This is a genomic window from Maribacter sp. 2-571 (genome assembly GCF_050589625.1).
Classification (GTDB): Bacteria; Bacteroidota; Bacteroidia; order Flavobacteriales; family Flavobacteriaceae; genus Pelagihabitans.
Map to the genome: position 1 here is coordinate 179,636 of NZ_JBNGOP010000003.1, position 25,891 is coordinate 205,526.

The 25,891-nt window shown below is 44.9% G+C and carries 25 protein-coding genes; 17 read left to right on the forward strand and 8 right to left on the reverse strand.

Translation table 11 applies throughout. The features are described 5' to 3' along the window. The first annotated feature begins 454 nt into the window (after positions 1-454). Together ACRD7P_RS03395 and ACRD7P_RS03400 are read left to right on the forward strand one after the other, a co-directional pair. Positions 455-754, forward strand: a complete 300-nt coding sequence (locus tag ACRD7P_RS03395; RefSeq protein ID WP_430906085.1) for a hypothetical protein — start codon at positions 455-457, stop codon at positions 752-754. A 403-nt stretch (positions 755-1,157) separates the two neighbouring features. Next, positions 1,158-2,531: a sigma-54-dependent transcriptional regulator gene (locus ACRD7P_RS03400; RefSeq protein ID WP_430906086.1), complete on the forward strand. Its 1,374-nt coding sequence runs from the start codon at positions 1,158-1,160 to the stop codon at positions 2,529-2,531. On the opposite strand, the gene ACRD7P_RS03405 is transcribed toward ACRD7P_RS03400, so the two are convergent. After that, positions 2,506-4,980 (reverse strand): ATP-binding response regulator, encoded by a 2,475-nt coding sequence (locus ACRD7P_RS03405; protein ID WP_430906087.1) that lies wholly within the window; start codon positions 4,978-4,980, stop codon positions 2,506-2,508. The genes ACRD7P_RS03400 and ACRD7P_RS03405 overlap by 26 nt on opposite strands. A 637-nt stretch (positions 4,981-5,617) precedes the next feature. Here ACRD7P_RS03405 and ACRD7P_RS03410 point away from each other — a divergent pair. The 6 genes from ACRD7P_RS03410 (at position 5,618) to ACRD7P_RS03435 (ending at position 12,216) form a co-directional block, all read left to right on the forward strand. Next, positions 5,618-7,744: a TonB-dependent receptor gene (locus ACRD7P_RS03410; RefSeq protein ID WP_430906184.1), complete on the forward strand. Its 2,127-nt coding sequence runs from the start codon at positions 5,618-5,620 to the stop codon at positions 7,742-7,744. A 9-nt stretch (positions 7,745-7,753) separates the two neighbouring features. Then, positions 7,754-8,671: an ABC transporter substrate-binding protein gene (locus ACRD7P_RS03415; protein WP_430906088.1), complete on the forward strand. Its 918-nt coding sequence runs from the start codon at positions 7,754-7,756 to the stop codon at positions 8,669-8,671. A gap of 448 nt (positions 8,672-9,119) precedes the next feature. Further along, a complete protein-coding gene (locus tag ACRD7P_RS03420) occupies positions 9,120-9,569 on the forward strand; it encodes a transposase (RefSeq protein ID WP_430906089.1) in 450 nt (149 codons plus the stop codon). Between the two features lie 248 nt (positions 9,570-9,817). Next, complete coding sequence (locus ACRD7P_RS03425) at positions 9,818-10,288, forward strand: SRPBCC family protein (protein WP_430906090.1); 471 nt, start codon at positions 9,818-9,820, stop codon at positions 10,286-10,288. A 216-nt stretch (positions 10,289-10,504) separates the two neighbouring features. After that, positions 10,505-11,152: an NAD(P)-dependent oxidoreductase gene (locus ACRD7P_RS03430; protein ID WP_430906091.1), complete on the forward strand. Its 648-nt coding sequence runs from the start codon at positions 10,505-10,507 to the stop codon at positions 11,150-11,152. Between the two features lie 56 nt (positions 11,153-11,208). After that, on the forward strand, positions 11,209-12,216 hold the full coding sequence (locus tag ACRD7P_RS03435) for a Gfo/Idh/MocA family protein (protein ID WP_430906092.1): 1,008 nt from the start codon (positions 11,209-11,211) through the stop codon (positions 12,214-12,216). Here ACRD7P_RS03435 and ACRD7P_RS03440 read toward each other — a convergent pair. Further along, positions 12,213-12,650, reverse strand: a complete 438-nt coding sequence (locus tag ACRD7P_RS03440; protein ID WP_430906094.1) for a hypothetical protein — start codon at positions 12,648-12,650, stop codon at positions 12,213-12,215. The two genes, ACRD7P_RS03435 and ACRD7P_RS03440, sit on opposite strands and share 4 nt — an antisense overlap. Positions 12,651-13,108: 458 nt before the next feature. On the opposite strand from ACRD7P_RS03440, the gene greA reads away from it, so the two are divergent. Together greA and ACRD7P_RS03450 are read left to right on the forward strand one after the other, a co-directional pair. Beyond that, positions 13,109-13,585: a transcription elongation factor GreA gene (gene greA / locus ACRD7P_RS03445; protein ID WP_430906095.1), complete on the forward strand. Its 477-nt coding sequence runs from the start codon at positions 13,109-13,111 to the stop codon at positions 13,583-13,585. 32 nt (positions 13,586-13,617) lie between these two features. Then, positions 13,618-14,010 carry an HIT family protein gene (locus tag ACRD7P_RS03450; RefSeq protein WP_430906096.1) on the forward strand — a complete coding sequence of 131 codons (393 nt, stop codon included), beginning with the start codon at positions 13,618-13,620 and terminating at the stop codon, positions 14,008-14,010. 13 nt (positions 14,011-14,023) lie between these two features. Here the strand turns inward: ACRD7P_RS03450 and ACRD7P_RS03455 are convergent, their stop codons facing one another. Both ACRD7P_RS03455 and ACRD7P_RS03460 read right to left on the reverse strand, forming a co-directional pair. After that, positions 14,024-14,380: a hypothetical protein gene (locus ACRD7P_RS03455; protein WP_430906097.1), complete on the reverse strand. Its 357-nt coding sequence runs from the start codon at positions 14,378-14,380 to the stop codon at positions 14,024-14,026. Positions 14,381-14,406: 26 nt separating this feature from the next. Continuing rightward, on the reverse strand, positions 14,407-15,555 hold the full coding sequence (locus tag ACRD7P_RS03460; RefSeq protein WP_430906098.1) for a sensor histidine kinase: 1,149 nt from the start codon (positions 15,553-15,555) through the stop codon (positions 14,407-14,409). A gap of 180 nt (positions 15,556-15,735) precedes the next feature. Between ACRD7P_RS03460 and ACRD7P_RS03465 the strand changes: the two genes are divergently transcribed. The 3 genes from ACRD7P_RS03465 to aat all read left to right on the forward strand — a co-directional run bounded on the left by ACRD7P_RS03465 (position 15,736) and on the right by aat (position 18,014). Then, the gene (locus tag ACRD7P_RS03465; protein ID WP_430906099.1) at positions 15,736-16,608 is read left to right on the forward strand and encodes a flavin reductase family protein; all 873 of its coding nucleotides are present in this window, start codon (positions 15,736-15,738) and stop codon (positions 16,606-16,608) included. 260 nt (positions 16,609-16,868) lie between these two features. Continuing rightward, on the forward strand, positions 16,869-17,252 hold the full coding sequence (locus ACRD7P_RS03470) for a DUF3127 domain-containing protein (protein ID WP_430906100.1): 384 nt from the start codon (positions 16,869-16,871) through the stop codon (positions 17,250-17,252). A 126-nt stretch (positions 17,253-17,378) separates the two neighbouring features. Then, positions 17,379-18,014 (forward strand): leucyl/phenylalanyl-tRNA--protein transferase, encoded by a 636-nt coding sequence (gene aat, locus ACRD7P_RS03475; RefSeq protein WP_430906185.1) that lies wholly within the window; start codon positions 17,379-17,381, stop codon positions 18,012-18,014. Here aat and ACRD7P_RS03480 read toward each other — a convergent pair. From ACRD7P_RS03480 to ACRD7P_RS03495, 4 genes are all read right to left on the reverse strand, one after another. Then, the gene (locus tag ACRD7P_RS03480) at positions 18,003-18,710 is read right to left on the reverse strand and encodes a DUF2490 domain-containing protein (protein WP_430906101.1); all 708 of its coding nucleotides are present in this window, start codon (positions 18,708-18,710) and stop codon (positions 18,003-18,005) included. The genes aat and ACRD7P_RS03480 overlap by 12 nt on opposite strands. Before the next feature lie 6 nt (positions 18,711-18,716). Then, entirely contained in the window at positions 18,717-19,292 is a 576-nt protein-coding gene (locus tag ACRD7P_RS03485) for a hypothetical protein (RefSeq protein ID WP_430906102.1), read from the reverse strand. Positions 19,293-19,375: 83 nt separating this feature from the next. Beyond that, positions 19,376-19,963 carry a DNA-3-methyladenine glycosylase I gene (locus tag ACRD7P_RS03490; RefSeq protein ID WP_430906104.1) on the reverse strand — a complete coding sequence of 196 codons (588 nt, stop codon included), beginning with the start codon at positions 19,961-19,963 and terminating at the stop codon, positions 19,376-19,378. A gap of 198 nt (positions 19,964-20,161) precedes the next feature. Next, entirely contained in the window at positions 20,162-20,533 is a 372-nt protein-coding gene (locus tag ACRD7P_RS03495; protein WP_430906105.1) for a hypothetical protein, read from the reverse strand. A 134-nt stretch (positions 20,534-20,667) separates the two neighbouring features. Between ACRD7P_RS03495 and ACRD7P_RS03500 the strand changes: the two genes are divergently transcribed. The 4 genes from ACRD7P_RS03500 to ACRD7P_RS03515 are packed head-to-tail and all read left to right on the forward strand — an operon-like array spanning position 20,668 to position 25,776. After that, the gene (locus ACRD7P_RS03500) at positions 20,668-21,354 is read left to right on the forward strand and encodes a TetR/AcrR family transcriptional regulator (RefSeq protein ID WP_430906106.1); all 687 of its coding nucleotides are present in this window, start codon (positions 20,668-20,670) and stop codon (positions 21,352-21,354) included. Continuing rightward, the gene (locus ACRD7P_RS03505; RefSeq protein WP_430906107.1) at positions 21,347-23,017 is read left to right on the forward strand and encodes a peptidase domain-containing ABC transporter; all 1,671 of its coding nucleotides are present in this window, start codon (positions 21,347-21,349) and stop codon (positions 23,015-23,017) included. Before ACRD7P_RS03500 ends, ACRD7P_RS03505 begins: the two co-directional genes overlap by 8 nt. Before the next feature lie 3 nt (positions 23,018-23,020). Then, a complete protein-coding gene (locus ACRD7P_RS03510) occupies positions 23,021-24,376 on the forward strand; it encodes an HlyD family secretion protein (protein WP_430906108.1) in 1,356 nt (451 codons plus the stop codon). Next, positions 24,373-25,776 carry a TolC family protein gene (locus ACRD7P_RS03515; protein WP_430906109.1) on the forward strand — a complete coding sequence of 468 codons (1,404 nt, stop codon included), beginning with the start codon at positions 24,373-24,375 and terminating at the stop codon, positions 25,774-25,776. Before ACRD7P_RS03510 ends, ACRD7P_RS03515 begins: the two co-directional genes overlap by 4 nt. Positions 25,777-25,891: the final 115 nt, after the last annotated feature.

Here is a 25,891-nt window from a genome sequence, read left to right on the forward strand (position 1 = left end):
GGTTTCCGGGAAGCCAATACAATATTTCAATATAATCAAGATGCCACCTATCCGATAGGGACGATCAAATTACAAAACGCGGCGTATGCTACGAGGGAAGTTCCTGATACCATTTCAAAGGTAAAATGGTATTATTTCGTTTATATCGTCTAAAGAGAACTTTCTTTTAGGAAACCGGATTATGGGCGTACCCTAGGAAATCGGTATTACCATCGAGATATAAGAGGTGCTTTTTGATAACCACTGATGAAAGAACGGTTCCACCGATCTGTCCGGGTGGTTTTGGAACGTGTAGCTTTTATACGTTTATACACTATGGTATACAGAATTACACACCGAAAATAGCAACATGAAATCGTAAGATGTTGATATTCTGATATTTGTGTTAGTTTTAAATTTTGGTATCATATTTTCTATAGGTAAAGGGAATTCTATAATTAGAAAAACACATATCATGAAAAAAGTAATCTTAGTAGTAGCTTTAGCCATAGGAAGTTTAACCACATACGCTCAAGAAGCGGACGCAGTAGAAGCAGTGGCCACAGAAGCGGTTGCACAGGACGATTTTGCTGAAATCGCTGCAAGCGAATTACCGGAAGCGGTGACTGCAGCGGTAACAAAAAATTATCCTACTGCCACTATCGATAAAGCATATGTAAATGAAGCAAAACAGTTCAAATTAGAGGTGTCTTTGGAAGACGGTACTGCCGGAACCTTGTATGCCGATGAAAATGGTAACTGGATTGAAATGTAAGTAATAACTTGAGTTATTTGTTTTGTATCAAGTTGGTTTGGTCGGAGAGGGGTCTTATGTAAATAGGGCCCCTTTCTATTTTGTATCGGTTTGTGCACCTTCGTAGTATACAGGCTTGAATGCACATAAATTTGAATGGATATGAAAAAATGTCTACCGGCTTAACCCTATCCGAATAGGGTATATGGCAACAATACATTGGTCACGGCATCACTACGGTATTAAAGGTGAAGGCCGTTTTTTTATGGCCATTATTGATCGGCCCTTGAAAGGCCGGATGTAATGCCAGAAAGGGTTTGTAAAGGTTTCGAGTGGGGAATTCCTACTTCTTTTAAGAAAATTTTGGGCACTTCTCAACTATCAAGGGTTATTTTTACGTACATACAGACACAAAGACCCAAGTATGCCAAACATCTTGATCATCGAGGACGATGCCGCATTTTGTCAAATGCTGCAGAAGTTTCTGACCAAACATGACTATCAGGTGCAGACAAGTTTTAGTGCCCCCGATGCCAAAAAGAAGTTTTCCGAAACTTTTTTTGACGTGGTACTGACCGATTTGCGCTTGCCCGACTATGATGGCATACAATTGCTTACCGATATAAAGGCCGTAAATTCAAATACCCAGGTTATTCTAATGACCGGGTATGCCGAAGTCGCCACGGCCGTAAACGCGATGAAAAAAGGAGCTTATGACTATGTGTCCAAGCCCTTCACTCCCGATGAGATCGTTCGTGTAATCAAAAATGCCCTAAGAGCGGAGCCTGTTCTGGCCGAGGGAGGTAACGAAGAAGCTGCCGTTGTGCTTTCGCTTCCAAAAGAAGAGGAGCAACAAGAGCACGTTCACGAAAAAACGAATATTGTTAAGGGTACCAGTGAGGCATCCCTTAAACTCTACGAATACATCAACTTGGTGGCACCTACCGATATGTCCGTTCTTGTCACGGGAGAAAGTGGTACGGGTAAGGAGGTAACGGCAAAGGCGATACACGATTGCAGTAAACGAAAAGAACATCCATTTGTGGCCGTGGATTGTGGAGCCATTCCAAAAGAGTTGGCGACCAGTGAGTTTTTTGGCCACATCAAAGGAAGCTTCACCGGAGCGGTAGAAGATAAGATCGGAAATTTTGAGGCTGCCAATAAGGGCACCCTTTTTTTGGATGAGGTAGGAAATCTTTCCTATAACAATCAAATTCAACTACTTCGCGCATTACAGGAACGAAAGATCAAGCGGGTAGGGAGTACCAAAGAAATTGTGGTCGATGTACGTATCATCACCGCTACCAACGAAGATTTGACCAAAGCCGTAGAAAAGGGTACGTTCAGGGAAGACCTCTATCACCGCTTAAACGAGTTTTCAATAGAAATACCGTCGCTTCACGATCGCTTTGAAGATTTAAAGGCTTTCGCCGAACATTTTTTGATAAAAGCGAATCGGTCCTTAGATCGAAATGTTACGGGGTTTTCCCCATCCGTTTGGAATGTGTTCAAACAATATCACTGGCCGGGCAACCTTCGGGAGCTTCAAAACGTTATCAAACGTTCGGTGTTGTTGACCACCGGAACGATGGTAGAAATAGAGGTGTTGCCCCAAGAAGTAAGACAGCCATCAGTAAGTACCGTGGAAAAGCAATTTTCCAAATCCGAATTTGAGAAAGACCGCATCATCAAAGCGTTAAAACGAACCAATTTTAACAAATCGGAGGCTGCAAAACTGCTTCAGGTAACCCGAAAAACGCTCTACAACAAGATCAGCCATTATAAATTGGACTTGTAGCCATACGTTTCCTGAGCGCGGCTACCAGATGGTCTGTTTGCTCGAGCAGCACTGCTACCGCTTTGTCCAATACCGCAGATGCTATTTCTCCTTCCTTTAGATGCTCCAATCGTTCCAATTCGGGAATGCAGGCCGAAGCTTTCAATTGTTTGAACATGGGCAACATCCGATGGGCCACATTGTTTATTTGTTTGAAATCGCGGTTGGCCACAGTCTCTTTCAACAACTGAACATTGGTAGTGGTGTCCAACAGAAATAGTTGCAATACCTCATGAATAGCGTCTTGGTTGGTCCCTAAGAACGAATGGATGATGTCAAGGTCGTACAGCTGGTTTTTGGTCGATGGGACACTGGTCTCCGTCGGTTCGTCTTTTGTATCGATTTCACCCAACTGTAGGCCCAAAAGCCTGATCATACCAATAAGTTCACCCTTTGAAAAGGGTTTCTGTAGTACTTGGGCAAACCCTAAGGACGTGTAAGCCTCGGTTTCCAGGTCTCTCCTTCCTGTCATGGCAATGATCGGTTGGCCCGTATAGTGTTTGTATTCCCCTTCCTGTAAGCGTTTTAAAACTTCGAAACCGGTAATTTGGGGCATTTGGATATCGGTCAATACCAGGTCGTACGCCAAGTGCGTATCCTTTTCTACCTGTAGGAAATTTGAGAACACATGAGTGGTTATACCGATACTTTCGGCCATCTCCCGAAGCATGCGCAACAGGGCGCTGTCGTCATCCACGATAAGCATACGTAGTTTTGGCATCATGTAGGGGGCCTCAGCTTTGGGCGATACCTTTTCCTTGGAAATCTCCAAGGGAATTTCAAAGGAAAAAGTGCTACCTTGGCCTACTTCGCTCTGTAAATGGAGCGATCCCCCAAGGAGCTCCGATAGTTTTTTGGAGATGGTCAGTCCAAGGCCATACCCCCCGTACTTTTTCTCGGTAGTTTCGTCGGCTTGCGCAAATTCCTTGAAAATGGCCTGCTGCTTGTCTTTTGGAATGCCGATTCCGGTATCGGTCACGTTGATTTGGGCCCGTATCTGTTTTCCCTTTCCGGAAATGAAAGCATCGATTTTGATGTGTCCTTCCTCGGTAAACTTAAAAGCGTTTCCGATAAGGTTCGTCAATATCTGTCGCATACGGAACGGGTCCCCCAAAACGGGTTGCCCCAGCGCGGGATCGATTTCTAAAAATAGCTGTAATTTTTTGTGCAGGTGAAGGGCCTGAAGGTTTTCGGCCGTTTCCTGTATCAGGTGCGCGGCGATAAACGGAACTTTTTCAATATTCAGTTTACCGGCCTCCAATTTAGAGAAGTCCAAAAGGTCGTTGACCAAATTTCCGACATATTTCGAAGAGGATTTTACATTTTTCAGATAACGCTGCTGCTTGTCGCTTAGCGGGGTACTTTCCATAAGATCCGTATAGCCCGTAATGGTGTTCAATGGGGTGCGCAGATCATGGCTTACGGTAGAAATCAATTGTTCCCTACTTTTTAGGAGCGATTCGGAAAATTTCTTTTCTTTTTCCAGTTTTTGCCGATAGGTCTGTATGCGCCAAAAGTCCCTGTTGATCAAAAATGTAAATAGGCCCACGACCAAAAAACCCAGTACCGCTGCGGAACCGGCCAAACGGATACTGCGGCGTAATGCCGTTTTTCGTTGGGCGCTTTGGGCATAGGTATTCGAAAGGACCTCTTGTTCAAAATCGGCGATGATGGAATGTAACTGTTGCGATAGTTCCAGATCGTTGCTATTGATTTCACGTTCTTTTTGGGCCAAAAAGCGCTGGTTTTTCGCATCTTTTCGTTTGGCTTCTACCAAAAGGCTTTTCGAAGCGTTCAAAACCGAATCTATCTTTTGGGAATCGGGAACGTCAGCACTATCGGTAGGAATGTTTTCGTTCAAATAGGTGACCCAATCGTCCAAAACCTTTCGTTCGTAACCGGAAAGGCTCTCCGGATTCGGATGAATGTCATAGGCGGTCAGTTTCCCGAAAGACGATTCCATTTTCCGGAGTCCTTTGAGCGCATTGTCAATAGAGCTACTGGCACGGTTCTTTCCCAATAGTTCACGTAGTTCATTACTGTTGGCGACTTTCTGCCGCAATAAGGCCCGAACACTGTCCAATTGTGCTTTCTGCTGTGGCTGGTTGGAAATGGTACTGAGCGTATCGATTTCCAATAGTATGGTGTCGATTTTAGCGGAATACGCGTTAAAACTCTCTTGGGTATTGTTCTGCTGCGCCAGGTTCGATAAGCTTTCCGCTTCATACAGGTCGGCCACCAGCGCTCCCGTCTTTAACAGTTTTACTCCTGTTTTGTCGTCCATTTCGTTGTAGACGATTACCCGTAGTTCGGTGTAAATGAAATATCCGGCCGTCAAAAATAGAATCCCGAGCACCAAATAGCTGAAAATAATCTTGAAAGTGAACCTGCTCTTGGATTTTTCCTTCATATTGGCTATTATAAAATAAGTACAAAGTAGCGCGGTTGCCCGCCGTAAAGAAGTTTCAACGCTTTTCGTTTTAAACGAAAACCTACGCTTTTGTTTCCTTTTCGATGCTCCTTAAAGGAGTGTAGCGCCGCTTTACAACCAAAAGGTCAAAGAAGGCATAAGACATCGATTTCGGTTCGCCAAAAAACATAAACAACTTCCGTATATAGATACGTATCAGCGGGCCATATTGTTTATCGTTAAGCGTTAATATTTTTGAGGTATTGTTAGGGCGCTAAAAATTTCGGTATTACATTTGCGCCATCTCAAAGGGGTGCTTTTATTGTGAAGGTGAAAAACACGGAACGATAACGGCTGAGATTATACCCAATGAACCTGGGCGGGTAATGCTGCCAAGGGATGGCGAAAGCCACTATTTGGAATTACAACGGTCTTTAATTGGCCAAAAATCATGTTTAATTTAGAATAATGACCCCTTTTATTCGTCACTAATTATTTAGTACGAATGAAAATGCACTATTCAATTTTTGCAAACGCACCTGCTAGGTGCGGCAAACTTTTTACCGAACGGACAAGTTCCCGATTTTTTAAAAACCGATTACTGACGCTTCTTCTGTCGTCGGCCGCTATTGGCAGTATGTCGGGCCAGGACCAAACACCGACGGATTCCCTGGAAGGCAAAAAGGTGGTACTCGATGAAGTTTTTGTATCCGCCATACGGGTGACCAATGAAACGCCGGTTACCTTTTCCAACTTTACCAAAGAGCAGTTCGCACCAAGAAATTTGGGCCAGGACATCCCTATTTTGATGAATTTTTTACCCTCGGTGGTCACCACTTCGGATGCTGGTGCCGGGGTAGGGTATACCGGGATCCGGGTTCGGGGCAGTGACGCTACAAGAGTAAACGTCACTATCAATGGCATTCCCTATAACGACTCGGAATCCCATGGAACCTTTTGGGTAAACATGCCCGATTTTGCCTCCTCAACAGAAAGCCTGCAATTGCAGCGCGGCGTAGGAACCTCCACCAATGGTGCGGGTGCCTTTGGGGCCAGTTTAAACTTATTGACCGATGCGGTTTCCGAAGAGGCCTACGGCCAGATTTCTTCCTCCATCGGAAGTTTTGGAACCTTGCGGAACAATTTAAAGTTCAGTACCGGGTTGCTGAACGAGCACATCGAGCTTTCCGGGCGTTTGTCCCGCATCAATTCCGATGGCTATATCGATAGGGCACGGGCCGATCTTGACGCGTATTTTTTACAAGGGGCCTACAAGGACGACAAACGGCTGATCAAAGCCCTACTCTTCGGAGGGCATGAGATTACGTATCAAGCGTGGTACGGCATCGATCGCGAAACGCTCGCGACCGATAGAACCTTTAATCCTTCGGGTATTTATACCGATGACGAGGGTAACACGCAATTTTACGACAACGAAGTGGACAACTACAAACAAGATCACGCGCAGTTGTTATGGAACGAAACACTTTCCGATCGTTGGAACGCCAATATCGCTTTTCACTATACCCGTGGTCGAGGGTATTTTGAACAATTTCGAGAGGACGATGATTTTTCCACCTATGGGTTTACGCCATTAACGGTAGATGGAGCCGAGGTGAATACCACCGATTTGATCCGTAGACGTTGGCTCGATAACGACTTCTACGGAACCGTTTTTTCATTGAACCACCGTAACGATGCACTGGACCTGATTTTTGGTGGGGGGTATAACCGTTATGAAGGAGATCATTTTGGGCAGGTCATCTGGGCGCGTTTTGCTAGTGATAGCGAGATTCGAGATCGTTATTACGACGATTCTTCCAAAAAAACCGATTTTAACCTGTATGCAAAAGCCAATTATGGTCTAAATGAGCAATGGAGCCTGTTCGGAGATCTTCAGTACCGGACCGTCGGGTATACGGCCAACGGAGAGGATACCGGTATTGTCGATGATACCTTTAACTTCTTCAATCCCAAGGCAGGACTTACCTATGATCTGAACCGGAACAATAACTTTTATCTTAGTTACGCCGTGGCAAACCGGGAACCCAACCGGAACGACTACGAAAATGGAAATCCAAAGCCGGAACGGTTGCAGGATATCGAGTTGGGTTGGCGCTACGTGTCCCCAAGCCTTCAGGTAAATACCAACCTCTATTATATGCGGTATAAGGACCAATTGGTATTGACCGGGGAACTTAATGATGTAGGGGCCCCGCTACGGGCCAATGTTGGGGATAGCTACCGCTTGGGACTGGAAATAGACGCGAACATTACCTTTAGCGAACAGTTTCAATGGCGACCCAATCTCGCATGGAGCGACAACAGAAACATTGATTTTGTTTTCGAAAGGGACGGGGTGCTTCAGAACCTCGGAAACACCAATATCGCGTTTTCGCCCGGTCTGGTCATCGGTAACTGGTTTACCTACTCCCCATTGCAAACCTTGGACGTTTCCTTGTTGTCCAAATATGTGGGCAAGCAATACATGGGCAATATCGATTCCGATAACTCGGTGTTGAAGGCCTATTCCCAGTTGGATGTTAACGTACAATACCTGTGGGAGATCAATAGGTTTGTGGACAGTATTACCTTTTCCGCCTTGATCAACAATGTAGCGGATCAGGATATTGTTTCCAATGGCTATTTTTTCACCTTTGACGATGATTTTTCGAATCCCGGAACGGTTACTACCGTCGAAGGGGCAGGATTTTATCCTCAGGCGGGACGAAACTTTTTGGTAGGGGCAACGATACGATTTTAAAAAAAAGACATGAAAGCATTATCCATAGCGCTGGATTGGACCCCGAACACGAACCATAGTGGTTTTTTTGTGGCCCAACAACAAGGCTTTTATGCCGAGGTAGGCCTGCAGGTAGACATTGTTTCGCCACAGATGGACAATTATAGTACCACACCCGCCAAAAAATTGGAACTGGGGCAGGTCGATTTTGCCCTATGCCCGTTTGAGAGCGTCCTTAGCTATCGCGTAAAAGAAGCCCCTTTTGATGCCGTGGCCATCGCAACCCTTTTTCAAGAGGACCTCAGCGCCATCGTTACCTTGTCGGAAAGTGGCTTGGAACGACCGAAGGATTTGGATGGCCGTAGCTATGCCTCCTACAAAGCACGGTATGAGGATGCCATTGTTGCCGCAATGGTGAAAAATGATGGTGGAAAGGGGGAGCTAAAATTGGAGTATCGCGATAAATTGGGGATATGGGAAACCCTGTTGACCAAAAAGGCCGACGCTACATGGGTATTTATGAACTGGGAGGGGATACAGGCACAAAACAGGGGCATTGCCCTGAACGCCTTTCTGCTATCGGATTTTGGCATTCCTTACGGTTATTCCCCTATAATAATGGCCGGAAAAAGTGCTGCAGCCGCCTCCACCAAAGAGTACCGTCTCTTTTTGGAGGCTACTCGAAGAGGCTATCTGTACGCCGCGGAACATCCTAAGGAAACCGTAGCCCTGCTTGCCCCCTTATGTTCCGAACAGGACGGTGATATCGACCTGATGCAAAGCCAACGGTACACGGCCCCTTTTTATGGGACATCCGAAACCTGGGGCCTTATGGAAAAGGAACGGGTACTGTTATTTTTAAATTGGTTGGCCGAGAACGGACTGGAGAAACACCGTTTTTCCTTTGAAGAAATCGTTTGGGACCTGCTTCGGGATCCAACGAAGTAATACCATTTCAAAGTTAAAATGGTATACGTTTACCCCTTAAAAAATTCTTCTTTTCCGTGTATACCTCAAAATAAAATATAGCCGTAGCCAACGCAATGTTTAGATTTTCTTTTTCGCCTACACAGAAAATCCCTGTTTTTATTTATGTATATTTCTTTCGGAAATGATATAATACCAATTGCTACGGTGGATTTTCACAAATGGTATTGCTAAAGGACGAAACCATTTGGCTGACCATTGACCCTATAGGAAAATTGTTGGAAAACCATAAATAGAGACGCAAAATGTTGCGTCTCTACGAATAATTAAAATGGGCAAATACAAAAACAAATACCGCACAACGACCACCCGTTTGCCTAGCTGGGATTATGGTGCAAATGCCCTGTATTTTGTAACCATTTGTTGTAAAAATAGAATCCATTTTTTTGGAAACATTTCCAAAGGGGCAATGCGCCTATCCGATATAGGCGCAATGGCAGAAAAATATTGGTTAGAAATTCCCCAACATTTTCCGTTTGTGGTATTACACAATCACATTATTATGCCCAATCATGTACACGGTATTATTGAAATTGCCAAAACGAATGATGATAACGCCATTGTAGGGGCGCAAAATTTTGCGCCCCTACCGTCACCAATAGCAACGTCACCGTTGTCACAATCACCACGCAAAAATCAATTTGGGCCACAATCAAAAAATTTGGCATCCATTATCCGTGGGTTTAAAATTGGGGTTACCAAAAATGCACGACGCATACGTCCCGATTTTGCATGGCAATCCCGTTATCACGACCACATTGTCCGCAATCATCGATCTTATGCGCGCATTTCAAATTATATCATTACAAATCCCACCCGTTGGAAGGAAGATAAATTTCATACCACATCTAAATTATGACAGCAAAATATGTATGGATACAGCAAAAAACGTTTTACGAGTTCATATATGTCCTTGCCGTAGATTATGAGCCAAAAGCAAAAGGAACGCAAGAGTTCTTTAAAGTAGTATAAAACAAACTCATTTAAGCAGTTACGGGAAGTACGGCAACAGAAATTGTTTTATTTTCGACCCTAATCACCAAAGTAAATTGGCATAATACATAAACCAGGTTAAAAAGCTAATTTTAAGAAGGAAAAAGAACGGGAATGCCTAAAATAACTTTGGAGACAGCCATAAGCGCGGACATCCATATCGTTTTTGATTTGGTACGTAGTATCGATTTGCATAAAATTTCTACGGCGAACAGCGGGGAGGAGGCCATTGCCGGAAAAACTTCGGGTCTTATCGAACTGGGGGAAACAGTTACTTGGCGCGCAAGGCACCTTGGTGTTCGGCAGACGCTTACCTCTATGGTTACCGCCTTGGATTCCCCTAGCTATTTTGCCGATGAAATGGTCCGTGGTGCTTTTAAACGGTTTTTGCACGAACACTTTTTTACTATGGAAAATGGGGTTACGCTCATGGTCGACGTTTTTCACTATACCGCTCCTTTGGGGGTGCTGGGCAAGTTGGCCGATCATATATTTTTAGAGCGCTACATGACCCGGTTTTTGAAAACACGCAATACCATTATCAAACAGTTTGCGGAGTCGGAACAATGGAAAACCATTCTTTAATATGAAATGAGCATAAACTTTTTTAAGCATACCCTACCGAGATGATTAAAATAAGTTTATGCGAATTACTGAATGTGCAGAAATTTTTAGTTTATTCATTTACAGTAAACTACAAAATTTTAAACAGTTGAAATGAGCCATAACAATTTTTGATGCCAACCGAAATGATTATTGGCGAATTACATCTGACCATTCAAAAACAATAAATATAAACAGATGAAACTACTTTTGCTGGGTGCTACGGGAAGAACGGGTAAATGGGTCTTGAAAATGGCATTGGAAAAGGGCTTTCGGGTAAACGTTTTGGTACGGGATGCTACCAAGGTAGGGCCGCAATCAAACTTGCAGGTGTTCGAGGGTTTGCCTGCCGAAAGGGATGCGGTTTTAAAGGCGGCCAAAGAATGCACGGCCGTAATTACGGTGTTGAACATCTCAAGGACATCCGATTTTCCTTGGGCGCCTTTACGTACACCCAAAACGCTGCTCTCCTCCACGATGGAAGTGCTTGTTACAATTTTCAAAACGGTAGGAATTAAAAAGGTAGTGGTCTGTTCTGCTTGGGGCGTTGGCGATTCCAAAAAGGATATTCCTTGGTGGTTCCGGGCGACCATCGATCATAGCAATATCAAATATGCGTATGCCGATCACCAACGGCAAGAAGAAATCGTGCGTAGTTCCGATATCGATTGGACCATTGTGCGGCCCGTTGGCCTCACCGCCTCCAAAAGTGAAAAACAAGTTCGGGTGACTCACGGAAAACGTCCAAGACCACGACTCACAATCGGCAGGAGGGCATTGGCGGAATTTTTAATCGTGGCATTGACCGAAAAAACGCTACGTTTAAAAACGATAACGGTATCGTAAAAGAAATGTGGATTGCTCGATAAAATTGTAGGGACTGCCAAAAAAACAAGACGCTTATGGAGAACGAAGCTGGAATTGTGCGATGGGGCATTATTGGTTGCGGGAAGGTAACCGAGGTAAAAAGTGGCCCCGCCTACCAACAGACCAAAGGATTTGAACTTAATGCGGTGATGCGCCGGGATAGTGTAAAAGGAAACGATTACGCAAAACGGCACGGAGTGCCCCGTTATTTTTCAGATGCCGATACACTGATACATACACAAGATATTGACGCCATTTACATTGCTACGCCCCCGGATACCCACAAAAAATACGGCTTATTGGTGGCCAAAGCAGGAAAACCCTGCTGTATCGAAAAGCCGATGGCGCCTTCTTATGCGGATAGCCTGGCCCTATATGAAGCTTTTGAAAATAAGGGAGTTCCCCTTTTTATTGCCTACTACAGGCGTTCCTTACCACGGTTTATCCAAGTTAAAAAATGGTTGGACGAAGGGGAGATCGGAACGGTAATACAAGTCCGATGGCACCTCTCCAAACCAGCTTCGGATTTGGACCGGTCCGGCGCGTACAACTGGCGTACCGATGCCAAAATCGCGCCCGGCGGCTACTTTGACGACCTTGCCAGTCATGGTATCGACTTGTTTATGTACTTGTTGGGCACCATTAAAACGGCACAAGGGTATACCGCAAACCGTTGGGGCCATTATTCGGCCTTGGATACCGTAACGGCTTGTTGGATGCATGAAAATGGCGTAATGGGAACGGGGAGCTGGAGTTTCGGGAGTCACGAACATCGCGATGAAGTGGAAATAATAGGAAGTAAAGGAGTGCTGCGCTTTTCGGTATTTCACGAGCGACCGTTGGTTCTGGTCAACCAAAACGGGAAGCGGGAGCTATTGGTTCCCAATCCCGATCCTATTCAAAAATACCATGTTGAAAACATACAAAAACACCTCTTAGGGTCGGCCGTGCATCCATCATTGGGTGCTTCCGGGTTGCAAACCAGTTGGGTAATGGATCAAATACTCATAGGCAACCGGCCGTTGGGGTCTGCCGTGCCCTAATTAGTGACGACGACCACACCCCCGTTAAAGGTGGTCCGATATTCCAACATGTCGTAATAACGGTTTCCATCGTCCGGGCGCGACAATTGCTGACCGGTAAATAGGCTGTATTCAAAATCTTCACAACTGCACAGCGCGGTCTGACCCGTAAGTTCCAGGGTAGAACATTCGTTCGGTACGTGGTTCGGGCAACTCGCCTCAAAGGCGCGAAACTGATCAAAACCGACATTGGTCACAAATACCCCTCGGGTTCCCACACCATTGGCGCCGACATAGACCGCATTGCCGGTATTGGTCAACGGACTGTATAGCGGAAGGCTCAAATTGAGTTCAAAACGGAAACCGACCTCTTGCAAAAAAGGGTTTCGAATACCGGGGTCGTCATCGCAGGACAACAGCGTTATTAAGGCACAAATGGCACAAATTTTTTTCATGGTCACAGTCTAAAGATACCGCAACAAAGTTGAACAAAAAATATGTATATTTGCGTTAAATCCTCTCTAAAAACAATGCATCGCATCGTAGCAGTAGGGGATTTTCTTATTGAACTCGATGGTATTGTCGTTCGGTGCCAAGATCAACGGTTACGAGGCTTTATTGTAAGGGCTATGGTTTACCGATTTTGGGTTTCGGCAGTTTGAATGACGAAGTTATAGTGCCGCTGCCGATATCCATGGGCGAGAAACGGTTCAAAAGAGCTCAAAGAACACGTACAGACTTTAAATTGTTTTGAAAGTACCGCATTGCGCGGTTTCACGATCTAATTGGTTCCATCAAACTTTTTATCCTGCCTCAAGTTGAAGCAACGCTGGCAAGATGCCCGTTTGAAAAAGAACAAAAAAGATAACGATTTTTAAAAAACGGTACTGTTCGTTCATTTAAACAAGAAATTATGAGTAAGGTATCCTATTATACGGCCGAAGGGTTGAAGAAGTTAAAACAGGAGTTGGACCATCTGCGCGATGTGGAGCGACCTAAGGCTTCACAAGCCATAGCTGAAGCGCGCGACAAGGGTGATCTATCGGAAAACGCGGAGTATGATGCCGCAAAGGAGGCCCAAGGTCTCCTTGAGATGAAAATCTCCAAAATGGAAGAAACGGTATCCAATGCCAGGTTGATCGACGAATCGCAATTGGATACCTCAAAAGTATTGGTGCTATCGACGGTAAAACTTAAAAATACCGGCAATGGTATGGAGATGACCTATACCTTGGTTGCGGAGAGCGAGGCCAATTTGAAGACAGGTAAAATATCGGTAAGTTCGCCTATCGGAAAAGGGCTGTTGGGAAAAGAGGTCGGGGATACCGCCGAGATTACCGTCCCAAACGGAACCTTGAAATTTGAAATTCTAGAAATAACCAGAGCGTAACGTTTCCCTGTTCCGTTCAGAACATACCACCGATGGCCACAATTTTCACCAAAATCGTCAATGGGGAAATTCCCTCTTATAAAATCGCAGAGGACGCGCATTTTTTTGCTTTTTTGGATATAAATCCCAACGCTACCGGTCACACCCTATGCATACCAAAAAGGGAAGTGGATAAACTCACCGATCTGGATGAAGAAACCTATCTCGGGTTAATGGCATTTTCGCGTAAGGTAGCAAAGGCACTGGAAAAAGCAATACCCTGCCTAAGGGTGGGAATGTCGGTCATCGGTTTGGAAGTGCCGCACGTACATGTACATCTGATACCTTTGAATAGCATGTCGGACGCCACATTTCAACAAAAAGTCAGCTTAGATCGGGAAGCCTTCGAGTCCGTTGCGGCCAAAATCAGGGGCGCACTGGAATAATGTCATTTCAAAGTTAAAATGGTATAAGGCCCTCCATAAAGAGGTATGCCGCACCGGCAACGGCAAACAATAGCAACAGCAATACTGCATAGAACAACTTGGTAAACCGGACGGCGCTTTTTTCGGGAACCGCCATTTTTTGGTAGTAGTTGAAAATACGTTCGATATCGTCGGTCCACTGCGCGGGGTATATCGTTGATCCGCACTTGTTGCATTTTATCTGATGGGTAACTTCCGCGGTAATCTTATGATACATGCGCGAGTACAAATGTTTTTGATAAAAGTGTAGCTCAAGTTCCTGATTAAAACATTCAGGGCAGTGGTTTTGGATTGCCGTCTCCTTAATGGTCCGTAATTTCTTTTTTGCCATAGTGCTATAAATGTACAGTGATGACCTCAGGCTACGATTTGCAGACTTACCTGCATGATGGTGCCCTGTTTTCCCGAAGCGTATACCTTTACTTTGCCGTTGTGGTATTCCTCAACAATACGTTTCACCAAAGAAAGCCCAAGTCCCCATCCTCTTTTTTTTGAGGTGACCCCAGGGTTGAAAATGGTCTGATAGTCGCTCCTGGGAATCCCATGTCCGCTGTCGGATACTTTTATATGTACGTAATTATTGTCCTTTGCGATTTCGATGCCTATTTTTCCTTTGCCGCGCATGGCGTCGATACCATTCTTGACCAAGTTTTCAATGGTCCATTGAAACAGGGAAGGGTTCAGTAGTACCGCGGTTTCCTTTATATGGGAATCAAAAGAGAAATCGACCAATTTTGAACTGCGCAGTTTTAAGTAATCAAAGGCGTTTTTTGTTTGTGCGACGATATCGTGTTTTTCCAGGTTCGGTAGCGATCCGATTTTTGAAAAGCGTTCGGTAATCGTTTCCAAGCGGGAAATATCCTTTTCGATTTCCCGTGTAATTTCGGGGTTGATGTTTTCGGCCTTCAAGAGTTCGTTCCATCCCAATAGAGAGGAAAGCGGTGTTCCGATCTGGTGTGCGGTCTCTTTGGCCATGCCTGCCCAAAGTTTATTCTGTTCCGAGGCCTTGTTCGTTTTAAAGAAAAAGAAAATGACCGTTGCAAATAAGAAAATGATCAATAATAGGGCCAAGGGATAGTACTTCAACCTATTGAGTACTTCCGAATTGCCGTAGTAGAGGGTAGCGAGTTCTTCGCCCAGGTAATCGATAACAATGGGGCTGTTTTCAATGGTAAAGGTCTCAATGGCCTTTTGTATATAAACACTGTCCTTGGCGCGTTCCTTGGGTATGTTGTGAACCTTGGTGGAACCGTCTTTATCCACCAAGATCATAGGTGTGGAGGTGTTGTTTTGAAAAATTTTTATGGGCAGCTCACCAGGGTCCGCATCCAACGGGGCTTGCAATAGTTCGGAATGCGCAGTGGCCCATATTTCCATTTTATGCCGCTCTTCCTCCTTAAATTTCTTAAAAAAACTATTGGTATTCCATAAAATGAGGCTTACGATAACAAAGGATGCTATAAGCAAAATAAAATTGGAAGTCTTTTTTTGAGGACTGAAATTCATCCAAGGAATGTTATCGGGCGTTTAGCCTTTGTTATAACGATTATCTTCAAATATAGCGCAATTTGATGTAATCCGAAGCCAGGGGGCCGAGTTGTCCGTTTCGTTCCAAATGGGCAAAGCAATAGCTATGAAGACGTCATAAAGGGGCGAAATATGTACCTTTATGGGATGTATACAAGTATGACCACTATTACCGTTGGCGATGTGCCTACCGCCAAATTACATGGATATCTGTTGGGGGCGATCGGCCCTAGGCCCATCGCTTTCGCAAGTACCGTAGACGTCGAAGGGCGACCGAACCTATCGCCCTTTAGTTTTTTCAACGTTTTTAGCGCGAACCCGCCCATTTTAATTTTTTCGCCGGCGCGGCGCGTACGCAACAACACCGTAAAACATACCTTGGAAAACGTGAAAACGGTAAAGGAGGTCGTTATCAATATCGTCGATTACGCCATGGTACAACAAATGTCGTTATCCAGCACGGAATATCCGGAGGGGGAGAACGAGTTTAAAAAAGCCGGGCTTACCATGCAAACTTCCGAATTGGTGAAGCCATTTCGGGTGGCGGAGTCCCCGGTACAGTTTGAATGTAAAGTAACAAAGATCGAGCCCCTGGGTACCGAAGGTGGTGCGGGCAATCTGGTGTTTTCCGAAGTACTGAAAATACATGTCCGAACCGACCTGCTAGATGCCGAAGGAGGAATTGACCAGCATAAAATCGATCAAGTAGCGCGTATGGGGGGCAATTGGTACAGTAGGGCCAACCAAGGAATGTTCGAAGTACCCAAGCCGCTTTCTACATTGGGCATAGGGGTCGACCGAATGCCCGCGCATATCCGATTGAGTAAAACCCTTAGCGGTAATGATCTTGGGCTGTTGGGAAATATCGAACGGTTGCCAAGCAAGAAGGAAATCGAGGATTTTGTAGCTTCGGATCATGTGTTACGCGGTATTTTGAGCAGTGACGATAGGGCGCAACTGGAAGCAAAGGCCAAAGTATATTTGGCAAAACAAGATGTAGAAAGCGCCTGGAAGGTATTGTTGGCGAAGTAAACCCTTGTGTTCCGTTTAAAAGGACTGTTTGGGTCGGTGCCCTAATGCGGTACTATATCTTTTCGGAACACTGTTTCCGTCTATTTTTCTTTCGCAATTTCACTGCTTTTCCCAAGTATTAACGTGCTGTTGTTGCCCCGGAAATCTATCGGGTACCGTTCTTGAAAAACGGCTCATAACTTGTCCTGATTTTGTTAGGTTGCTAAGGTGATTACCCATACATTTATTCCCTTATAATTTTAGTCATATAATTCATAGTCATGGAAGTAGAAGGAAAAATTAAACTGATCGGGGAGACCCAAACATTTGGAAGTAACGGATTTCGAAAAAGAGAATTGGTCGTCACCACCGAAGAGCAATATCCGCAACATATTATGGTCGAATTCGTTCAGGACAAGACCGACTTGTTGAATAGTTTTACCGTAGGTCAGCCGGTAAAAGTAAGCATTAATCTTAGGGGCCGGGAATGGACCAATCCGCAAGGCGAAGTAAAATACTTCAACTCTATTCAAGGATGGCGGATCGAAAGTTTGCAACCCGCTGGAGCAGGACAAACACAGGGCATGCCCCCTGTGCCACCAGCAGAAGCTTTTGAGCCTGTGGACAACTTGAACGAGGAAGATCACGACGATTTACCGTTTTAAGGGTTTCAACACATCCCAAACAAATTTTAAAAGCCCCAAAGGTTCCGTACCACTGGGGTTTTTTTGTGTTTTTGCGTATCTTTAAAAGAAAAACACGCTTTGAAAAACGATCGGGAAAAACGTTCCATGTTCTTTCTAAACGATAGGCTGGAATTCCCACCAGTAGCGCTGGCCAACGAAGAAGGACTTTTGGCCGTCGGGGGCGACCTGTCCCCGGAACGACTTATTTTGGCATACCAGAACGGTATTTTCCCGTGGTTCAATGAAGATTCCCTTATCTTATGGTGGAGCCCGGATCCCCGAATGGTGTTGTTCCCGGAAAACATCCGAATATCAAAGAGTATGCGCAAGGTGCTGCGCACCAAGCAGTTCGAGGTAACTAAAAACAGTTGTTTTGAGCGCGTACTGAACGCCTGCGCCGGTATGAAAAGGGTGGGCCAGCAAGGTACTTGGATTACCGAGGATATGAAAAAGGCTTATCTCAAACTACACGAAAAAGGGTTCGCCATTTCGTACGAGGTATGGGAAAACGGTGATTTGGTGGGAGGCCTCTACGGTATCGGTCTAAAAAAGGTGTTTTGTGGGGAGAGCATGTTCAGTACGGTTACCAATGCCTCTAAAGTCGCTTTTATTTATCTGGCACAGGAACTGCAACAAAAAAAATACACCCTTATCGATTGTCAATTGTATACCGAACATTTGGCCAGTATGGGTGCCGAAGAAATACCGCGGGACCGGTTTATTGAGATGCTAGAGTCGTAAGATCAACGAAGCGTTGATGAACATAATGTTTTCAGTTTCATTTGTGTAGTCTTCGAGCCGGTAGGCGATACCGGTCTGTATGCGGATGCCCGAGTCGATAAGGATGCCTAAATCCAAATGGAAGCGCTGATCGTATTGTGGGCCAGCATTTCGGGTGACGCTCAGTAATGCTTCCGTAGCGGTGACCAAATAGGTTTCGCCAACATCCAATTGTTCGCCCTGTAACGGAAAATCTACTGCAAAGCGGTACCGAAAACGATGAACGGTACGCGAGGTTTGAATACGTTGTTCACTGCGAAACCGTTGCCCGAAACGCACCACATTGGGCTTAAAGGTGAGGTTGTACTGCTGGGTAATTCGGAGTTCGTTTTCACGGTCTGACTCAAAAGCTTTTCTAAAACGGTATTGGATCCCTAGGGCCAAACTTTGGTCGTCGGTCAGTTTAAGTTTGGAAAAATGGGCCACATCTATTTGGCGGGAACGTAAGGCATAGGCATCATCGTCATAAAAAAAAGTACGTGTCGACAGTTTAAAATTATGGTCGTAGTTACGGGCAACCTTATAATTCACCGAAACATCGGGTTCTATAAAGCCGGTAAAGTTGGATTGTGCGCTAAGTGTTGCATGGAACCAGAAGAGCGCAACACAAAAACACGCTGCCGTTCCGAGGCGAAAATGAAAGTTACCGAACGTCATACATTCTTAATACAGCACGTGATCATAGTTGGGAGGAAGTGATTTTCTCATGTTCTCAAAATTGCCATCGGCATCAAAAACGATTTCGTATTGCATATACTCCTTGTCCTTTTTTCCGGAAACGATAAATTCGTATTTTATGGTAGGGAGCATTAGATTTTGAAATGCATTTTTAATGGTTTTTTCAGGGTTTTCGGTTCCCACGGGATATTGTTGTTGCATGCGTCGAAACCGGTACTTGCTAAAGGTGCTTTGCAGGTAATTGGTAATGTTTGAAAAGCTTTCATCGGGAATGTCGACAACCTTGATCAGTATTTCAATATCCTCCAACGTACCGTCCTTGTCGAATTCCACACTATACCGTAAACGGTCTTTTTTAAACTTGACCTCATAGCTGACCTTGGCGCTATCGGTTTCCCTATAAAATCGAATTTTTTTGGCGTCGACCATTTGTTCGGCCACGTGGGCCAAGGCATTTTCGGGAAATTGGTTTTTTCGAATGCGGTGCTCCCGTTCATATTTGTTTTGTGCCGTTCCCGTAAAAAAGGTCAGCAGAGCAATGGTAAGAACAAAGTGGTTCATATTTTATAAACTATTTTGTTTTGAAGATTGTGAAACCAAGAATACTCATCTAATGGTTCAAATGTAACGTTGAAAGGGCGGTTTCATTTCAAGACCGGGTCATTTTGTCGGATTTCCGAATATCGAAAACAGCTTGTTTCATGATCGTTGACGATACCCACTGCTTGCATGAACGCATAAATTACCGTACTCCCTACAAATTTAAAACCTCTTTTTTTGAGGTCCTTACTGAGTTTATCGGATAGCGGGGTAGTGGCCGGGGCCTCTTTGTAATTTTTTACTTCGTTGTGTATGGCTTTACCGCCCACAAAGTTCCACAAGTAGGTGTTAAAGCTCCCGAACGTTTCCTGTACTTTTATAAAAGCTTGGGCGTTGGATACGGCCGACCGTACCTTTAACTTATTTCGCACTATTCCGGCATCCTGTAGCAAGGCCGCTATTTTCTTCTCGTTATAACGCGCTATTTTTTTATAATCGAATCCGTCGAAGGCGCTTTCGAAATTGTCCCGTTTTCGCAAAATCGTTATCCAACTAAGGCCTGCTTGAAAAGTTTCCAGTAACAAGAATTCGAACAATACCGCGTCATCGGTTACCGGACTGCCCCATTCCGTATCGTGATAGGCCTCATATTGGGTATCGCCGACACACCAGCCACATTTTTTTTGTTTCATTGGTCTTTGACTGTTTTACGGTAAAGATACTTGAAACTTTTAAAGTGGTTTTGCGCAATGTTAGCATTAGAAAAGTTCCGAACGGTTAGCGCCTGTGGTAAGGCTCACCGGAACCAAACGGTTCTCAAACATCAAAAATGGACACTTTCGGAACGGCTTAAAGCCTTCAGGAGGAACAGAAAATTAACATAGGGTTCGTTACGAACGGTCCAAATAATCTTTCACCAAGGGCATCGGTACCAATTTGGCCTTGAGCGTGGGGAACAGCTGAAAAAAGTCGAGACCATCTTCCCTGCGCAACACCAGTCTGGTAATGCCATCTGACCCTATTTCACTGCTCTCGATGAGCAGTTTGCTTCCAAAAACATTGATGTGGTTGTTCATTCCGTCCCAATCGTTCAAACCGCCAAGAACCGGAAAAACTTTTTTGCTGGGGAGCTTGATAAAATTGGAGCCGGTGTTCGAAGCCGTCGCTACTTCCTGAAAAGCGTCTACAACCAACATTTGTTGCTGTGCAAAGGAGGATGCCGTGAATGCGAGAGCAAAGAGTAAAATGTAGCTTTTTTTCATAGGAATAATTTTAAAACAAAAATAAAGGGAAATGAAGGGTTGAACAGTATTACTTTGGTTAAAAAATAGTTAAACTGTCAATATACGATAGTAATGCTATTATATTTGCGTTCGTACAATGAAAAAACAATGTTATGGAACAGTTGTTACAGTCTTTAAAAATAGGGATCAACGAAAAAATTTATGTAAAGGACCCGCAATCTTCTGCCTTGGGCAAACGCATTGTGGAGGAAAGCATTCTAATGATCAACGATATGGGATTCGAGAGCTTTACCTTTCGTAAACTCGGGGTGCACATAGGGTCCAACGAAAGTTCCATATACCGGTACTTCGAAAACAAGCACAAGTTGTTGCTCTATTTGACCTCATGGTATTGGGGCTGGTTGGAGTATCAATTGGTATTTGCCACTAACAGTATCGCCGACCCCAAAGAGAAACTTCAAAAGGCTATCGAAATCGTTACGAGGGCGACCAAGGAGGATTCCGCTTTCTCCCATGTAAACGAGGTGTTGCTCAATAAAATCGTCATCAATGAATATTCCAAGTCCTACCTGACCAAGGAAGTGGACAGTGAAAACAAGGAAGGTTACTTTGTTATTTACAAACGCTTGGTCGCTCGCATCAGTAAAATGGTCGAAATGGTGGATGGCGATTATAAATTCCCGTCCAGCCTTGCCAGTACCATTTTGGAAGGATCGTTGCACCAACACTTCTTGATAGATCATTTTACGTCCTTGACGGATTGCCATGAACATTTGGCACCTACCGAATATTTTACCGATTTGGTATTCAATTCCCTAAAAATCGATTCTAATGGCTAAAAACATACTGACCGCTTGGCAACGGCTGCTCGGCATGCTCAAACTGGACAAGAAAGACGTAATGCAGGTGTTTTATTACGCTATTTTTGCCGGTCTGGTAAACCTTTCCCTGCCCTTGGGCATACAGGCGATCATTAACCTGATACAGGGGGCGCAGGTAAGTACCTCATGGTTCATGTTGGTAGTTTTGGTAACCATGGGCGTCGCTTTTGCCGGGGTATTGCAATTGATGCAGATACGGATCATTGAAAATATCCAACAGAAAATTTTTACGAGGGCCTCTTTTGAGTTCACATATCGATTTCCGAAAATAAAGATGAGCGAGTTACGGGATTACTACCCGCCCGAACTTGCCAATCGATTTTTTGATACCCTCAACGTACAGAAGGGCGTTTCCAAATTGCTAATCGATTTTCCGGCGGCATTGTTGCAGATCATTTTTGGTTTGCTGTTATTGTCGTTTTACCACCCATTCTTCATTATTTACGGTATTCTGTTGATCGTATTGATCTACATCGTATTCAAGTTTACCATACAACGTGGATTGGACACCAGTTTGTCCGAATCCAAGGGAAAATATAAGGTCGCGCATTGGATACAGGAGGTCGCCCGTTCCATTATCAGTTTTAAACTTTCGGGACGCACCAGTTTGGCATTGGAGAAAAGTGATCGGTTGGTACATGGTTATTTGGAGGCGAGGGAAAGCCATTTCCGGGTGCTGGTACTGCAGTTTATCCAAATGATAGGCTTTAAAGTACTGGTTACCGCCGGACTATTACTAATAGGGGGATTATTGGTGCTGAACCAAGAAATGAATATCGGTCAATTTGTGGCGGCGGAAATCATCATTCTTTTGGTAATCAGTTCCGTAGAAAAGCTCATTCTTGGCTTGGAATCCTTCTATGACCTTTTGACTTCTTTGGAGAAATTGGGCCAGGTGGTCGATAAGGACTTGGAACCACAACAAGGCGAAAAGCCTTTTGAAGAGTCCGAGGCATTTACCGTAGAATTGGAAAAAGTGGTATACCATGTGCCGGGGACCACACAACGGATATTGGACGGGGTGTCGCTTTCCATTACGCCCAACTGTTCCATTTTGATCAACGGGGACAACGGATCGGGAAAATCGACCCTGTTGAACTTGGTTGCGGGTATTATTTCGGCGGACGAGGGCAGCATTTTCGTGAACGGTAGGCGGTTGGAAAACCTAAATCTGAACTATTACAGAAGCCACGTAGGGCAGTCTTTGAGCGGGGAGTCCCCATTTGAGGGGACCCTATGGGAAAACATCACTTTTGGAGATAAATCGGTAAGTGAGGCCGACATCTACTGGGCCATAGAGAAGTGTGGGCTTTCCGATTTTGTTAAAAGGCAGCCCAAGGGGCTACAGACCATAATCTATCCCGAAGGAAAACAGATTTCCTACACCACCGGAAAAAAGATCGTATTGGCCCGAAGTATTGTCAAGCGACCGCGAATGCTGCTATTGCGTAATCCATTGGATCAGTTCGATGAAGTGGAGGCGTTACGGATCATGAAGTTTTTGGTGAATCCCGATAGGCCGTGGGCACTGATCGTCGTAAGCCAAGACCCGAAGTGGTTAACCCAATGTGGGCGTATTTTAACATTGAAAGAAGGTAAAATAACCAACGATAAGCAGTAAGCTATGTTGAACATATCAAAAAATAGTGTACATAAAAATGTGGATCTGTCAGGCTACCGTTCTACCGAAAGGGTGTTTCATGCACGGCACTTCCGTCATTTTAACCGGTTCCTCAAAGTTTTTACCGTAATCGCCGTTATCATGTTGTTTCTACCTTGGACGCAGAACGTGACCGGAAAGGGTTTTTTGACAACCCTTACCCCTGGGCAACGCCCTCAGACCATACAATCGCCGATTCCCGGTAAAATAGAGAAATGGTATGTAAAAGAAGGGGATTACGTTAAAAAAGGGGACACCATCCTGTTTATTTCCGAAATTAAGAACGAGTATTTCGATCCCAACCTCGTACAGCGTACCGGACAGCAGATCAGGGCAAAATCGTCCGCGGTACAATCGTACGAAGGGAAAGTGAACGCACTTCAAAACCAGATCGCCGCCCTAAGCAACGAGCGTTCGCTAAAGTTGGAACAGGCACAAAACAAATTATTGCAATCGCGTTTGAAGGTAAAAAGCGATAGCATTGATCTGGAAGCGGCAAAAACGAACATTAAAATTGCGGAACGCCAGTATGAGCGTACCGAACAGTTGCAGGCCGAAGGATTAAAGGCAGTGACCGATGTTGAGGCCAAACGGTTAAAACTTCAGGAGACCCAGGCCAAACTGATTTCCCAGGAAAACAAGTTACTGACCGCCAAAAACGAAGTGATCAATGCCGAGGTAGAGATCAATCGTGTACGGGCCGAATATGCCGATAAAATTTCAAAGGCCCAAAGTGATCGCTTTACGGCCCAATCCAATCAGTATGATTCCGAGGCACAGGTGACCAAATTGGAAAATGAATTTACCAATTATGAAATGCGGAACAGCCTGTATTACATTAAGGCGCCACAAAATGGATTTATCAACAAGGCGCTCCAAGGCGGTATCGGGGAGACCTTCAAGGAGGGGGACGCCCTGGTAGGAATTATGCCCGCCGATTACGATATGGCGGTAGAGACCTTTGTAGAGCCGCTGGACCTTCCTTTGATGCACTTGGGCGAAAAAGTACGGATTCGGTTCGATGGTTGGCCCGCGATCGTTTTTAGCGGTTGGCCCAATGTGTCATACGGTACCTATGGAGGCGAAGTGGTCGCCATTGAAACGTTTATAAGCGACAATGGAAAGTATCGTATTTTGTTGGCACCAGATCCCGAGGACCATCCTTGGCCAAAGGACATTCGCGTTGGTTCCGGGGCGAATACCATTGCCCTGTTGGAGGATGTGCCCATTTGGTACGAACTATGGCGACAGTTGAACGGTTTCCCGCCGAATTACTATCAACCGGAAGGCGCTAAAACCGAAAAGTCAAAAAAGAAATGAGAAAAACCCTTGTCATTTTCTTTATCGGCTTGGTCGGTACCGCCTTTGGCCAAGAACTGGACACCCAAGTGCTGGAGTTTAAGGAGTACATGGGGTATGTGAAAAAGTTTCACCCCATAGCCAAACAGGCAGGCCTTGCCATAGATGTAGGGCAGGCGAGTTTGATGAAGGCGCGCGGCGGTTTCGATCCAAAAATAGAGGCCGACTATGACCGAAAAGTATTTAAGAACACCACCTATTACGATCGATTGAACGCCACCTTTAAAATACCGACCTGGTATGGCGTTACTTTAAAGGGGAATTTTGAACAGAACGAGGGCGATTTTTTAAATGCCGACGAAACCCTTCCCACCGACGGGCTTTACAGTGCAGGGGTGTCCGTTTCCGTTGCCCAGGGACTTTGGATCAACAATAGAATGGCCACGTTAAAACAGGCCAAATTGTTCCGGGAGCAGAGCAAGGCGGACCGCGACCTTTTGGTGAACCAAATCCTGTACGAGGCATCGCTCACCTATTTCGAGTGGTTACAGGCGTATCAGGACGCGCAGGTATTCGAGCAATTTTTGAGCAATGCCGAACTGCGGTATAGGGGAATACAAAAGAGTGCCCAAGTGGGCGAAATTGCCGCAATCGATACCGTGGAGGCCAAAATTGCGGTGCAAGATCGGGCTTTAGGGTTAGAGCAGGCAAGGGTACGTTTGGTGAACAAAAGTTTGGGACTGGCCAATTTCCTTTGGCTAGGCGATAATATTCCCGTAGAGTTACAGCCCAATATCATTCCGGATACCGATTTGGAAGGCGATATCGATACCACCCTTGAAATACTGGGAAAGCCTTTGGACAGCTTTTCGATTACCAATCACCCCAAGTTGAAATCGCTCGGTTACAAAATAGATGGTTTGGCAGTGGAAAAACGGTTAAAGGCGAACAAGCTGTTGCCGAAAATTGATCTGGAATATAATTTTTTGACCGAAACCCCGGAAAGCATCAACGCCTTTCGCACGGAGCAGTATAAAGGAGGCATTAATTTTGAATTCCCCTTGTTCCTTCGCAAGGAACGGGGCGACTTAAAGTTGGCCAAACTAAAACTACAGGATGCACAGCTCGATTTTGATTTTGCCGAAATAGAGATCCGCAATAAAATTTTCGCCATATACAATGAGTTGGAATCCTTTCAGTCGCAGAACCAGTTGATCTTCGAAATCGTGGATAACTATGGAACCTTGTTAGCTGCCGAAGAACGCAAATTTAGTTTTGGGGAAAGTTCCCTGTTCTTGATCAATTCCCGCGAAATAAAACTGATTGAGGCACGGTTAAAACAGAATTCGGTCCAGAACAAATATTATACTACCAAGGCAAAACTCTTCAATAGTTTGGCGGTCAATCCGGTCGACCTTTAGGTTTGAAGTAATTTAAACTTTTTGGTTGGGGCCAAAAATGAACGCTTTTGTGATCTTATGAAGCTATTTTTTAGTAGTATCGTTTAAATTACGGTATTCAAAAATGGCAAGGTCA

Coding starts and splice junctions, on each gene's coding strand:
- ACRD7P_RS03495 (WP_430906105.1), bottom strand. CDS start 20,533: ATGAAAAAAAGCTACATTTTACTCTTTGCTCTCGCATTCACGGCATCC.
- ACRD7P_RS03470 (WP_430906100.1), top strand. CDS start 16,869: ATGGAAGTAGAAGGAAAAATTAAACTGATCGGGGAGACCCAAACATTT.
- ACRD7P_RS03430 (WP_430906091.1), top strand. CDS start 10,505: ATGAAACTACTTTTGCTGGGTGCTACGGGAAGAACGGGTAAATGGGTC.
- ACRD7P_RS03425 (WP_430906090.1), top strand. CDS start 9,818: ATGCCTAAAATAACTTTGGAGACAGCCATAAGCGCGGACATCCATATC.
- ACRD7P_RS03485 (WP_430906102.1), bottom strand. CDS start 19,292: ATGAACCACTTTGTTCTTACCATTGCTCTGCTGACCTTTTTTACGGGA.
- ACRD7P_RS03435 (WP_430906092.1), top strand. CDS start 11,209: ATGGAGAACGAAGCTGGAATTGTGCGATGGGGCATTATTGGTTGCGGG.
- ACRD7P_RS03420 (WP_430906089.1), top strand. CDS start 9,120: ATGCGCCTATCCGATATAGGCGCAATGGCAGAAAAATATTGGTTAGAA.
- ACRD7P_RS03410 (WP_430906184.1), top strand. CDS start 5,618: ATGTCGGGCCAGGACCAAACACCGACGGATTCCCTGGAAGGCAAAAAG.
- ACRD7P_RS03450 (WP_430906096.1), top strand. CDS start 13,618: ATGGCCACAATTTTCACCAAAATCGTCAATGGGGAAATTCCCTCTTAT.
- ACRD7P_RS03440 (WP_430906094.1), bottom strand. CDS start 12,650: ATGAAAAAAATTTGTGCCATTTGTGCCTTAATAACGCTGTTGTCCTGC.
- ACRD7P_RS03405 (WP_430906087.1), bottom strand. CDS start 4,980: ATGAAGGAAAAATCCAAGAGCAGGTTCACTTTCAAGATTATTTTCAGC.
- ACRD7P_RS03460 (WP_430906098.1), bottom strand. CDS start 15,555: ATGAATTTCAGTCCTCAAAAAAAGACTTCCAATTTTATTTTGCTTATA.
- ACRD7P_RS03400 (WP_430906086.1), top strand. CDS start 1,158: ATGCCAAACATCTTGATCATCGAGGACGATGCCGCATTTTGTCAAATG.
- ACRD7P_RS03465 (WP_430906099.1), top strand. CDS start 15,736: ATGACCACTATTACCGTTGGCGATGTGCCTACCGCCAAATTACATGGA.
- greA (WP_430906095.1), top strand. CDS start 13,109: ATGAGTAAGGTATCCTATTATACGGCCGAAGGGTTGAAGAAGTTAAAA.
- ACRD7P_RS03500 (WP_430906106.1), top strand. CDS start 20,668: ATGGAACAGTTGTTACAGTCTTTAAAAATAGGGATCAACGAAAAAATT.
- ACRD7P_RS03455 (WP_430906097.1), bottom strand. CDS start 14,380: ATGGCAAAAAAGAAATTACGGACCATTAAGGAGACGGCAATCCAAAAC.
- ACRD7P_RS03395 (WP_430906085.1), top strand. CDS start 455: ATGAAAAAAGTAATCTTAGTAGTAGCTTTAGCCATAGGAAGTTTAACC.
- aat (WP_430906185.1), top strand. CDS start 17,379: ATGTTCTTTCTAAACGATAGGCTGGAATTCCCACCAGTAGCGCTGGCC.
- ACRD7P_RS03505 (WP_430906107.1), top strand. CDS start 21,347: ATGGCTAAAAACATACTGACCGCTTGGCAACGGCTGCTCGGCATGCTC.
- ACRD7P_RS03415 (WP_430906088.1), top strand. CDS start 7,754: ATGAAAGCATTATCCATAGCGCTGGATTGGACCCCGAACACGAACCAT.
- ACRD7P_RS03510 (WP_430906108.1), top strand. CDS start 23,021: ATGTTGAACATATCAAAAAATAGTGTACATAAAAATGTGGATCTGTCA.
- ACRD7P_RS03490 (WP_430906104.1), bottom strand. CDS start 19,963: ATGAAACAAAAAAAATGTGGCTGGTGTGTCGGCGATACCCAATATGAG.
- ACRD7P_RS03480 (WP_430906101.1), bottom strand. CDS start 18,710: ATGACGTTCGGTAACTTTCATTTTCGCCTCGGAACGGCAGCGTGTTTT.
- ACRD7P_RS03515 (WP_430906109.1), top strand. CDS start 24,373: ATGAGAAAAACCCTTGTCATTTTCTTTATCGGCTTGGTCGGTACCGCC.